Genomic DNA, 11,895 nt, shown 5'->3' with positions numbered 1-11,895 from the left:
ATGTTTGCCGTGGCGGGCATGCACCCGCATGCCCGCGCTCGCCGGTTCCCTTTCAGTAAGCGGAGCCGGTCAGTTCAATGGACAGATTGGCCGGGAACGGCGATGCAGGCAGGTTGTGCCCGATGACCCCGTCACCATCGGAGTCGATGGTATCGATGATCAGGACACCGCCGCTGTCGGTGATCTCCAGGGTGATCTCGGTATCCTTGCCGGGGTTACCAAACAACGGGTTGAACACCTTGAAGTTGTAATTGAACGAATAGGTACCGTCGCCGTTGTCGGTAAACGGAATCGTGGTGGTCCCGGCACTGGTATCGGTCAGCGCGTAATTGAAAATGCCCGAGATACCCAGAAAGCTGGCGTTCACCTGACCGTTGGTGATGGTCATTTCCGCGTTATCGAAGTCCCAGTCCCAGTCGTAGTAGGCCACGCCGGTGGCACGAATGGTGTTGTCGTCCGTGGTCCTGACCTGGATCAGGTAGTCGCCGTAATAAGCCCCGGTCAAACCGGGCGTTCCGGCCATCGCGCCGGTGCCCAGCTGCAGCGTGAAGATCCCCAGAATCGTGGCAATGCTAAGAAGCGGTTTCATGGCATTTCTCCGATGATGAAAGGTCGTTCCTTGCTCCTGAATACAGGAGCGCTTATCATCTGATAATGATTCTCAAACAAAAATGACTTTTATCAGTTCGATGGGGTGGGTCGTGTCCGTTATCGAAGCGCTGAACAAAACCGCTCTGTTTTCCGGGATGACATCATCGGCTTTGCGGATCATCGCGAAGGGCGCGCATTCCATATCGGTGCCCTGTGGAGCCCATTTATTCGAGTCGGGGGACGAGGCACGTTCGTTCTTCCTGCTGACGTCCGGCATCGTGCGTCTCTACCGCGCCGGTCTGGACGGTGAGGACAAGGTCTATCAGGTCTTGGGGGAAGGGGATTTGATCGCGGAAACCGCCATGTTTTCCAAACCCTGCGTCTATCCGCTCTCCGCCCAGGCGGAGAGCGACTGTGATCTTTACCGATTACACAAAGAGGGCCTGACCGAATTGGCCGCCAATGATTCCCGCTTCGCCCTGTATCTGCTTGAGCAAATGTCGGGCCGGTTGTATCAGGCGGTCAACCGCTTTGATCAGCTGACCGTGGCCAATGCCGGCCAACGTCTGGTGATGTACCTGCTCGCTCTGATCCAGGAGCAGAAAAGCCACTGGCTGACCCTGCCGGTCAGCGTCAAGGTACTGGCGAAGCAACTGAACATGTCCCCGGAGACACTTTCCAGATTGCTGGCCCGCTTCCGGGAAAGCGACATGATCAGCGGCCGGGGCCGCAAGTGGGTGGTTTCCGATGCCGCCGGCCTTTGCCGGGTCACCAACCTCCCGCTGCCGGAGGCCATGTCCTCCATGGCAGGCAGCCAGTTTTTCCGCTGCTGCAACTTCGGCTAGGAGGCCTCCTGCCTCCTATCCCGGCTGACGCCGTGGCGGTAATCGTCAGGAAAACGCCGCCCGCCCCACCGAGGAGGCGCCGTCCACGAACAGGGTCTGGCCGGTAATGTAGCCACTATGCTCGCCGAGCAGGAACTCGATGGCGGCGGCGATTTCGTCCGGCTGGCCGAACCGGTCCATGGGGACACCGGACAGATAGCGCGCTTCGCCTTCACTTCCGGGCGGGTTGTTTTCGCGGAACAGCTCGGTTTCCGTAGGACCGGGCGCCACCGAGTTGACGGTGATGCCGGTTTTCGCCAGTTCCAGGGCCCAGGTGCGGGTGAAGTTGACCAGGGCGGATTTGGCGGAGGCGTAGGCGGTGCGGCCTTGCATGCCCAGCACGGTCAGGCTGGAGATATTGACCACACGCCCCCAGCCGCGCTGACGCATCCCCGGCAACACCGCCTGGGTGGCCTGGATGGTCGGGTGCAGGTTCAGCGCCAGCACGCTGTCGAAGGTGTCCAGATCGATCTCGCCCAACGGCTGCGGGCGCACCGCACCGACATTGTTGACCACGCCGTCGAAGTCAAAGCGGCTGGCCAGATCCGCCAGCACCTGCTCGGTGTTGGCGCGGTCGCTCAGGTCCGCGGAAATCAAAGTGCCAGGGAAGTCACCCTGGCCGGCGCTCCGGGCCAGGCCCACCACGCCATGGCCGGCGGCGGCCAGCCGCTGCGCCAGGGCACGGCCGATGCCCTTGCTGGCACCGGTAATCAGAAAGGTTCTTGTTGTCATGCGGCTCTCCCGATTGATGTCCGATAAGAGCCACAGTGTGCCGTGTCAAGTCGGATTGGGACAACGCCCTTGATCAGGTTTCTCGCAACGTGCCCACCGCCGCTCTCTGGAAGGCACGGCCGCGTTGCTGCAGCCGTTCCCGCAGCCCGGGCAGGAAACGGTGGCTACTGTAATAAGTGAAGCGCGGAGCAATGGTCACCAGCGGGAACCAGGGCAGAATATGTTCCGGCAGGCCGAGTTGGCGCATCTTCTCCTTGCCGAGGAAATAGCGGCTGGTGCTCAGATGCATGTGATAGCGCAGGCGCCGGCGCACGCTCTGAAGACGGGAAAAGCGATGCGCCAGTGGTTCCCTGGCCAGCGCCCGCGCCAGTTCCGGCGTGGTCCAGTCCGGCTGGCTCTGGGTCATCAAAGTGTGATGCAAACGCAACGCGCCCTCTTTTTCGGTATCCACCAGCCACGGCTCCTGCACGCCCATCAACCAGCAGGCGTAGCGCCACAGGTGCATGACCGCCCGGGACTCTCTGGGCGTCACCGGAATCCCCAGCAGGCGCAAGCCATTGAGCATGACAACCGAGAAGCCCAGATAGGTCGCCACCATGTCCACCTGGCTCAGCGGCAATCCCCAGCGCTCATGATCCCAATCCTCACGCCGATCCAGATCCCGGCGCACCAGAGCATGCACCAGACGCACCTGCAAGGTGGCGCGATAGCCGGCGGCCAGCGGCTCCAGACCACCCACCTCGGTGCAGTCGATCCACCAGTGACCGGTGCGCGCCACCCGGCGGCCGGTGCCTTCGGTAAGCGCCCCGGTAAGCACCAGTGACTGATTGAACCCGGACAGCAGATAGCCCCCCATCAGTGCCAGATCACGGAGCACGAAGGTGGCGCCCTCTCCGGTGCCATGAATGAAGCGGGCCCCCAGCTCCAGCAGCTCCGGATCCACCCAGTCCGGCCGGGTTTCCACCTGGCGGAAGAAGCGCACCAGCGGCTCGGGGGCATCCGTCAGGCTGTCCACGCCCTGCTTCAGTGCCTGCTGGAACAACCTGTGGCCGCGACCTCGGCCATACTCCTCCATCCACGCCACCAGCTCATCCATGGCCGGGTCACCTACCCACAGGCCGTCCAGAGCGGCCTGGAACTCCTCCCGGCTCGGCGCCATATCACGCCCCAGCCATAATCGCAGCCACAGCGGCGTGCGCCCCTGGGTCTTTGCAAACGGGCGGGCCCGGGTCGGAGCCGAGCGAGGGGTAACGGACGCGTCCATGGTGGATCTCCTGCGGGCGATGGCCTCTTGTGTTACTCAGAACCATAATGCGAATATGTATTCGCATTCAATTCGCATTTGGACTTACCCTGGCCTTGGAGGAGCGTCATGCGCAAACAACCCAGACAACGGCGCTCCCGGCAAATGGTGGACGCCCTGATCGACGCCACCGCCCAGTGCATCGTCAAACACGGCGTGGACGGCACCACCACTCCGCGCATCGCCGAATGCGCCGGTGTCAGCGTCGGTTCCCTGTATCAGTACTTCAGCGACAAGGACGCCCTGTTCGAGGCCCTCGGCGAGAAACTGGCCCACGATGTGGCGCGGGCGCTCAAACGCCTGCCGCTGCCGGAATCCGCCAACCTGCATGATCTGGTGGGCGGCGCCATCCGTTTCGGCTTCGACATGCTCAACGCCCGGGAGGGGCTGTTTCTGGAGCTGATCCGCAACTGGCACCGGCTGCCCACGGCTCGCGTGGCGGACGTGCTACAGGATCACTTCCTGGAACTGGCGCGGCTGTATTTCATCAAGCACCACCAGAAGTACCCGATCGAGGATCTGCAGGTGCGCATGTTCATCGTCGCCAACAGCACCTTGTTCACCATGGTGCGTCAGGTCAGCCAGGACGAAGGGTTGCTACGGCAGGAAGACGTGGCCGAGGGGCTCACCAACATGATCGTCGGCTATCTCGGCGGTGAGACAGGCCCGTCCCGGTAGCATGACCGGCACGGGCCCCGGTTCAGGACACCCCGGGTTCAGGACAAGGTGGCGAGTTGTTCCCAGGCCCGTTGGACGCGCAGTTCCCGTGGTTTGGAGGCGATCTGGAATAACGGCTGGTCCCGCAGCCAGCGCCGCAAGGCCGGGTCCCCGTTGTCACCGCCGCGCCACTGATCGGTCACCCTGCCATACAGGGCCTGCCCCTGACCGAGCAAACCGGCCAGCGCCACATGGGTCGCCGGGCTGGTGGCATCCACGTTGGCCAGGCTGCCCAGCGAGAACAAATTGGCGGCCAGAGCCTCGATGAGCGGATCCGGCCAGCCGCGATAGCGGGCTTCGCGCAACAAGTAGGCGTGCGTGGCGATGGCGATAAAGGTGTCTTCCACGGTGCGGAACGGCTTGACGTAATCGCTGTAACCGTCACCGGGCAGTACCGCCGCCCGCGGCACCCTTACATTATCGAAGGCCGCCGCCTGATGGGGCACCTCCGGCACGAATTCCAGCGGCGTCTTCTCCGAGAAATAAATGCCTTCGGAGGAGGCCGGCACCGCCACCACTTTCAACGCCGGCCTGGCTTCCGGTTCGTGGCCGTTGAGGCGGGCCACCACCAGAAACACGTCCACCACCGGTCCCAGCGTGGTCCAGCTCTTCTCGCCACTGACGGTGACCGTGCCGTCGCCGTTGTCGGTCACCTGGGTGCGAATATCCCGAGGACGGTTGCCGCTGCTTTCCGTGGCGCACAGCGCCATCGTCCATTCGTTCTCCAACAATTGGGGCCGGAAGGGAGTCAACAACCGCCGTAATGCCGATTGGTAGCCGCCAGCAAAGGCCCAGGCCAGTCGGTCGGAGAGAAAGCCGCCACTGACCGCCAGCGCCACCGGCGACAAACCCTCGGCGGCCTGGGCCCGCCATTCCGGCGCCCAATCCTCGGCGGTTTCCAAAGCGTCCACGTCCGCCCGGGAACTCAGCGCGAAACGCAGGGCCTCCATGAAATCGGATTGATCAGACATGATGCTCTCCCTCCCTCGGCATTACGAAGCGCGCAGCGGTTTCAAGGCGCCGGCCCATCGTTCCAGTTCATCGAGCATGGCCTGAGCGCTGTCCCGATGATAATCGTTACTTTCAAAGACACCGTCCTGCAGATGTTGGTTCACCATCGGTACCATCACCTGCTCCACCAGCGGCATCATTTTCAAGGTGGTCAACAACGGCTTGGTGGCCTGAACCGAACGCAATCCCCCGGAAGCCCCGCCATAGCTGACGAAGCCCGCGGCCTTGTAGTTCCACTCCAGGTACAGGTAATTGAGCGCGTTGGTCAGCGCCGGTGTCGGTCCGAAGTTGTACTCCGGCACCACGAAGACGAAGGCGTCGGCGGCATCCACCGTCTCCGCCCAGCGGCGCGTATGTTCATGCTGGTACTTCTGCATTCTCGGGTGATTGGGCTCGTCGAGCAGAGGCAGATTCATCTCGGCCAGATCCACCAGACGGGCATCGAAGGCGCCGTGCTCGCTGGCTACCGGGTAGAACCAATCGGCCACCGCTTTGCCCACCCGTCCGGGGCGGGTACTGGCGATCACCACATCAAGACGCAGCATGCGTTGCCCTCCAATTGCAGAAGTGATGCCTACAATCTACTCCCCAGCGCCGCTACTGCAAACCTTGAAGAAGCAAAACCACTCCATGAGAGCCCGCTTTGCGATCCCTGGCAATGGTGATGTACTGCTCGGACTGCGACCATTCCCGAAAGGCCTGGGCGTCGGGGAAGGACATCAGAATGGCCTTTTGGTAACCCCACTCCCCTTCCACTTGCTCCGGCGCTTCGTCGGCGGCGAGCAGCCGTCCCCTGAACTGCTGAAAGACTTCCATGAAACGGGACAGGTAACGCTGGTAGGCGTCACGATCGGTGATGGTGATTTGGGCTAACGCATAGACGGTCATGATCGGCTCTCCTTAACAGGCCAGCTTCCTTATTAGGAGAGACCGGCTGGTCAGGCAATGACCGAAAAGCAGCAATCCATTGGCGGGATATTCCGGACACGGTGACCGGGGCGGCCAATGCCGCCCCGGACCGCCCCCCCCTTTTTTGGCAGTCTCTTTTAGTCGGATTCCGGGCAGAACAGATTCGCTTCGTCGCTACCGCTCAGCCGTACCAGGTCCACATCTCCCTGGAACGGGGTCCGCGCCATGCTCCCCCAAGCGGCGCCGACCATGGCACCGGTAGCCTGGCTGGAAAGAATCGGCAGGCCGGCGTCGCGATCAAACTCCGCCACGGTCTCACAATCCAACTGCACCGTGACGTGATTGCCGTCACTGCCCACCCACAGTTCCTGCCAGGTGCCGGCGTCCCCCAACGCCACCACCAGACGACGCGCCTGGTTCGGGAAGTTCAGCACCGCGGCGGCACCGTTCATTTGCAAATCAAAGGCCAGTGCTCCCTGACTGCCCAGAGAGAACACCGAGCCCTGCGGGTCGGCGGCACTGCGAGCCCGCACATGCACTGCGAACGCCTCGCCGATCACGGTGTTGGCCAGTACCGAGTTTTCCCGGGTGGACAGCTGATAAGTGCCGTCGAAACCCAGCACGCCGCCAACGGCGCCGCCCTCCTCCGGCCGCGGCGCGGTTTCCAGTTCCTGGTAGCCGCCGTCCAGCGCGTACAGCGGATTACCGTAGGCGGAATAATCATTGACGCAAAAGCCCTCGCAGTCGGCATCCGCGTCCATGACCCAGAAACCCAGCACGTGGCCGTCCACGGGCATGTACTCCACCGGGTTCTCGACGGTGTCACCGGGGACTTCGGTGACACGATCCACATAGCGGGTGTCATCGCCGCCACAGGCGGTCAACGCGAAGGCCATGACGGCCAGGCTCAATGAAGTCTTGGCGAATTTCATGGTCAGCTCCTTAGCGCCCCGCCCGTGGGGTGATGATGGTGTCGTCCACCACGGTGCCGTCGAGAGTGCGCGTCAGCACATGCATGCTCTCGCCGTCGATTTGCAGCGTGGTGTAGGTGTTGACGTTGTCGTCGAACAGCACATCGGCGAACTCCGCGATGCCGCCGCCGTTGTTGTCGTAGTACTTGGCCGAATCGGAACCGGCGATCAGGTAGGTCGCACCGGCCGGGTGCGGCTGTCCGCCCGCCATCGGCACACTGCGCGAGTACATGTGGTCGTGGCCAGAGAGCACCAGATCAACGCCGAGCTCGTCCACCACCGGTGGCAGATACTGCATCACGCGGCCATTGCCGGAAGCCGGGTTGCCGTTGTACGGCGGCCGGTGAATCATGACGATCTTCCAGGTCTGGTCGGACGCGCTCATATCCGCGCGCAGCCAATCCATCATCTTCGGCCAGTCGCTTTCCTCGGTGAGTTCGCTGGTCAGCACGGCGATGTGGGTATTGCCGTAATCGAAGCTGTAGATAGCGCCTTCGAAGGGATCGGTCACGCCACTGTCGGTCTCGGCGAAGCGGAATATCGAGGCGAACTTCTCCGCGCCTTCGTTGTAGACCTCGTGATTGCCCTCGGCCGGAGCCCACACACGAGACGCCAACATGTCCTCGCCTTCCAGGGATTCCAGGAACAAACGCAACAGACGGTAGTCGCTGAGGTCCTCGGTGAAGTCGCCGACGTGCAGGATCAGATCACCGTCGGGCAACTGCGCCTGCATCTTGCGATACAGCTCCGTCACCAGACCGCTGCCGTTGAAGATGTTTTCGTTGGACAGGGTCTGGGTGTCACCGAACAGATGAATGTTCACCTGGTCATCGCCGTCGTCGGTGGTGAAGCTGAATTCGGCGCTTTGGTTGCCGGCGCCATCACCGACCCGGTAGCGGTAGGTGGTTCCTGGCGTCAGATTATCCAGCGCCACATGATGCACCCGCACCACACCCGCTTCGGAGCCGTAGAAGAAGGGCAGGATTTCGGATTCACCGGTGGCGGTCTGGTTCAAGGAACCGGTGCCGTAGGCGACCTCGCTGGCGCTCACGTCCGTGGAGGTGTACCAGGTCACGTTCACCTGAGTACCATCGCTGCCCGGGGTCAGGTACAGGTGGCGCGGCGCCGGTGTCAGCCGCTCCACCAAGGCCTGCACATCGGTCATCAGCGACGAGCCCTGATCGTCATAGGCCCGGAACAGTAAATCCTGGGAGTCGCTGCCAGCGGGCAGGGTCACCGCCAGGCGGCCTTCCGCGTCGGTGGTGCCGAGCACCACCACGTCACTGATCTGGTCCGTGCCACTGTTGTAGGTGAAGGTCTCCACCGTTACCCCGGAGGCGGCGTTGCCCTGCTGATCCACCACCAGCATGTCCAATTGCTGGCCGCTGATGCCCCAGTGAGTCAGCAAACGATAACGGCTGCCCACTTCCTTGCGCACCACCGGGTGGTAGTAGGTCTCTCCATCCAACTGGCCGTTCACCACCACGGACACGAAGGTGTTCTGGATGTAGTCGCGCACCTTCAGTTCCAGATACGCCACCACGCCGGTATTGTCATTGAATCCGGTAAAGCGTCCGCTCCAGTTGCCTTCCGTGGTGCTGACATCGGTGGCGCTCAGGTCGCCATCGATCACCGTCATGGCGGCTTTGGTGGCGTCGTAGTCGAGACTCAGATTCAAGTCACCGAAGTTGCCGCCGCCCTCCACGCGAATCGGTACCTGGAAGGTGCCGCCGGGGTAGAACTGGATATTGGCACTGTCGATGTAAACGCGCGGGCCGCCGGTCAGCACCTGGAACAGATAATCCCCGGCGGTGACGTTGCCGTTGGTATCCGCCACGCGGTAGTCCACCCGGTGCCAGCCGTCCGCCAGACCGGCGCTCTGGAATTCGATACGGTCCTGGCCATTGTTGGTGAGCGACGCGGAAACGTCCTGACCATCCAGGGCCACATAGGCGCTGCCGAAATCCACACCGGAATCGTCATGCACCTGCAGGGACAACAACGGATCGGGCTGATCCACCGTGGCGTCCGCTTGCGGCGACACCGTCACACCGGGACCGGCGAGATCAGTGTCATCGCTGTAGATGGCAATGAAGTCATCCAGAATCACGTGGGAGTCGATGCGCTCGGCGGTCTTCAACACCAGGAAGCGGAACGGCTGATTGAAACGCAGTGGTTCCCTGTAGCCGGAACCGATTTCCGCCTTCATGAAATGCCAGCCCCGTTCCGGCAAGGCGTCGCCGTCGTTGTTGTAGTTCAAGGTGACGGTCTTGTCGTCGGCATCCTTGAGACTGCCGCGCACCCACCACACCTTGCCGGCCAGTTCATCGGGGATATAAACGTTCACACCCAGATACTTGGGATAGCCGGGCAATTTGACAACATTATTTGGGTCGGTCAGGTAAGCACCGAACGTCCCCGGCTGAGCCGGGTTTGCTTCCCAGCTCAGCTTCATGGAATAGTCGCCGGCGAATACCTGGTCGGAGACTTTCTCGATATTCACCGCATTGTGTCGCGCACCGCCCGGCGCAAAGGCGCTGGTGTCACCCTCGAAGTCGGTCACCAGCTCCGGCGCCACACCGATGTTCACCACGGTAGTGGCGCTCTCGCCGGCGGCGGTGGCGGTAACGGTACAGCTGCGGCCTTGTACCGGCGCCACGGATAGCACGCCGGTTGCAGGATTCAGAGCGCAATCGTCGGTGTTATCCAACGCATAGCTGATCGCGTCGGTGGAGTAGTGCACGCTGTCGCCGTTGCTGATAAGCAGCGGCGTCAGTTGCAGACTGCCGCCGCTGTCCACCGCGTACTGATCGCTGGGGAAGCGGATCTCATCGATGGTATCGGTGACACGCACTCGGGCCACGCCCTTTTGCTCACCGACCTGAACCACCACGTACCCTTGTGCGTCCGCATCGGCGGCCTTAAAAGCACCGGTGCGGCTGTCGATCAATCCCAGGGACGCATCGCTGATGCCGTACTCCGGGATGTCACCACCCCCTTCCCAGGACACACTGTCGTACCCCACGCCCCGGAAACGGCGATAAACGGACCCGGCCATCACCGTCAGTTCCCGGGGGTAAACCGCTACCTCATTGGCGTCGTAGCGCGCCTGTTCCGCGTTCAACACCAGGCCCCACTTGGTGGCGGTGACCCGCTCGCCGCCATCGGAAGGCGTATTCACCAGATAGGTGTAGCGTTCCCCAGGCAGACGCGCCGCCAACGTGGACGAGCCACCGCCGTCCAGGTTGATAGCCTGCACCGCGCCGTAGCCAATCATGATCTGACCCAGCTTGGTCTGGGTGATGCCTTCGTCGGGCGCACCTACCGGCTTATCCACCACCAGGAAGAAAGCGCTGCCGTCGGCGCGAATGCCGAAAGCGGTACGGCTGCTGACGTCGGCTTCATTCTGATTGCTGCCAAGCTGACCGTCCTTCACCAACAGACCCCGACCGAAGCCGGCCCCCAAGGCGCTTTCCACCTGGTCCCAGGACGGATCGTCGGTTTCGTAACGGATAGCCACCCGGCTGCCCGCGGACAGCGCGCCGCCATCCACCAGCAACGCATGACCGGCGGGAACCACGTAGTGGGCGCGATCTTCCACGCGCCCCACCACAGTTCCGGACAGTGGCGGCAATTGCACGCTCAGTTGTCCATCGCCTCGCTCCACCACGCTGACGCCATTGGCCTCGGCGGCGATCAGCGCGGCGCTGCGACCGGTCAGATCGATGGTGCCGCGGTAGCTTTCCGCCGGGTACAGCTCCAGCTCGGAACTACCACGGCTGAAGCTGGTGTTGGTCTGGCTGGCGTTATCGAAGTAATGCACCTTGCCCAGCGGCTCCAGCAGCTGGCCGTTGTGGTATACGTTCAGGGTGAACTCCGGCACCTGTTCCAGAATGCCGGGCGAGCCGTCCTGGTAGACCACGATCGCCTGTTCGTTGCGATCGGAAAACCCCGTGTAGGTGACCCCGTCCTTTTTGATCAGACCCATGTTCCAGCCCTGGGTCATGTTATAGGGATCGGCGTTCACCGCCAGAATCACGTTCTGGCCGTTGTCGATGGCATGGTTGGCGGACGCGGTGGTGCGCTCGAAGGAGAACTGACCGTTGGAACGGGTCAGCGGCACCAGAGAGAGACTGCCGCCGGTGGTGAATTCAGCACTGAAGATGCCTTCATCGCGAACGTGATTCAGACGGCCGCTGGTCAGACTCAGATCAGTGTTGATCTGAAAACGCTGGTAATCGCTGATTACCGTCGGTTCCTTCTCTTGCTCCCGTTCGGTCACCCCATTGACCACCGGGGCCGGGTGCGGCTGGAACTGGTCGTCGGCGCCATCCGGCGCGGCGATTATATTCGCGGTAAAGGTTTCCGCACCGGAGAGGTCCTCCACATAGGGGACGTCCTCTTCCACCGGCACGTCGACAATCTTGTCGACGAATTTGGTGTCGGTATCCCCACCACAACCGGCCAGCAAGGACGCGATCAACGCTGGCAATACAGCCGCACGCCATCGGCCCGCGTGGCGAACGCAAGCTCCCATGATGTTCTCCCGAATCGATAAACCAATGTCAGGGCAAAGACCCTGCTAAAGATCGGGCACCATAAGAGAGCACAATGGCAAATCGATTACCGGCAGGTGACAGAATTTATGACAATCGGCCTTCCCTTTCCCCATGTCACAGCGGTGAAATTTCCCCTCATGCAAAACTGTAAGAAAGAACAGGGCAATCATCATGAAACCGCAACACTTACTGCCTAACCTGTTATGAAAATCCGAGAA

At 62.0% G+C, this 11,895-nt stretch carries 10 protein-coding genes; 2 read left to right on the top strand and 8 right to left on the bottom strand.

The genetic code is table 11. The features are described from left to right. Positions 1-52: 52 nt before the first annotated feature. Complete coding sequence (locus tag B5T_RS04695; RefSeq protein WP_014993319.1) at positions 53-589, bottom strand: hypothetical protein; 537 nt, start codon at positions 587-589, stop codon at positions 53-55. A 112-nt stretch (positions 590-701) separates the two neighbouring features. On the opposite strand from B5T_RS04695, the gene B5T_RS04690 reads away from it, so the two are divergent. Next, positions 702-1,436 carry a Crp/Fnr family transcriptional regulator gene (locus tag B5T_RS04690; RefSeq protein ID WP_014993318.1) on the top strand — a complete coding sequence of 245 codons (735 nt, stop codon included), beginning with the start codon at positions 702-704 and terminating at the stop codon, positions 1,434-1,436. A gap of 45 nt (positions 1,437-1,481) precedes the next feature. Here B5T_RS04690 and B5T_RS04685 read toward each other — a convergent pair whose 3' ends face one another. Both B5T_RS04685 and B5T_RS04680 read right to left on the bottom strand, forming a co-directional pair. Continuing rightward, positions 1,482-2,207: an SDR family oxidoreductase gene (locus B5T_RS04685; protein ID WP_014993317.1), complete on the bottom strand. Its 726-nt coding sequence runs from the start codon at positions 2,205-2,207 to the stop codon at positions 1,482-1,484. A gap of 73 nt (positions 2,208-2,280) precedes the next feature. Further along, on the bottom strand, positions 2,281-3,471 hold the full coding sequence (locus B5T_RS04680) for an oxygenase MpaB family protein (RefSeq protein WP_014993316.1): 1,191 nt from the start codon (positions 3,469-3,471) through the stop codon (positions 2,281-2,283). Positions 3,472-3,579: 108 nt separating this feature from the next. On the opposite strand from B5T_RS04680, the gene B5T_RS04675 reads away from it, so the two are divergent. Continuing rightward, positions 3,580-4,188, top strand: a complete 609-nt coding sequence (locus tag B5T_RS04675; RefSeq protein WP_014993315.1) for a TetR/AcrR family transcriptional regulator — start codon at positions 3,580-3,582, stop codon at positions 4,186-4,188. Positions 4,189-4,226: 38 nt separating this feature from the next. On the opposite strand, the gene B5T_RS04670 is transcribed toward B5T_RS04675, so the two are convergent. The 5 genes from B5T_RS04670 to B5T_RS04650 all read right to left on the bottom strand — a co-directional run bounded on the left by B5T_RS04670 (position 4,227) and on the right by B5T_RS04650 (position 11,655). After that, positions 4,227-5,198, bottom strand: coding sequence for an acyl-CoA dehydrogenase family protein (locus tag B5T_RS04670; protein ID WP_014993314.1), 972 nt, complete (start codon positions 5,196-5,198; stop codon positions 4,227-4,229). A 21-nt stretch (positions 5,199-5,219) separates the two neighbouring features. Further along, entirely contained in the window at positions 5,220-5,783 is a 564-nt protein-coding gene (locus B5T_RS04665) for an NADPH-dependent FMN reductase (RefSeq protein ID WP_014993313.1), read from the bottom strand. Between the two features lie 52 nt (positions 5,784-5,835). Further along, positions 5,836-6,126, bottom strand: coding sequence for a DUF1330 domain-containing protein (locus B5T_RS04660; protein WP_014993312.1), 291 nt, complete (start codon positions 6,124-6,126; stop codon positions 5,836-5,838). Between the two features lie 158 nt (positions 6,127-6,284). Further along, the gene (locus B5T_RS04655) at positions 6,285-7,079 is read right to left on the bottom strand and encodes a ligand-binding sensor domain-containing protein (protein ID WP_014993311.1); all 795 of its coding nucleotides are present in this window, start codon (positions 7,077-7,079) and stop codon (positions 6,285-6,287) included. Positions 7,080-7,089: 10 nt separating this feature from the next. After that, complete coding sequence (locus B5T_RS04650; RefSeq protein WP_202803033.1) at positions 7,090-11,655, bottom strand: phosphodiester glycosidase family protein; 4,566 nt, start codon at positions 11,653-11,655, stop codon at positions 7,090-7,092. Positions 11,656-11,895: the final 240 nt, after the last annotated feature.

The sequence above is a fragment of the Alloalcanivorax dieselolei B5 genome, assembly GCF_000300005.1.
Classification (GTDB): domain Bacteria; phylum Pseudomonadota; class Gammaproteobacteria; order Pseudomonadales; family Alcanivoracaceae; genus Alloalcanivorax; species Alloalcanivorax dieselolei.
The sequence above is the reverse complement of the archived record's forward strand: the minus strand, read 5'-3'. Positions and strand labels throughout refer to the sequence as shown.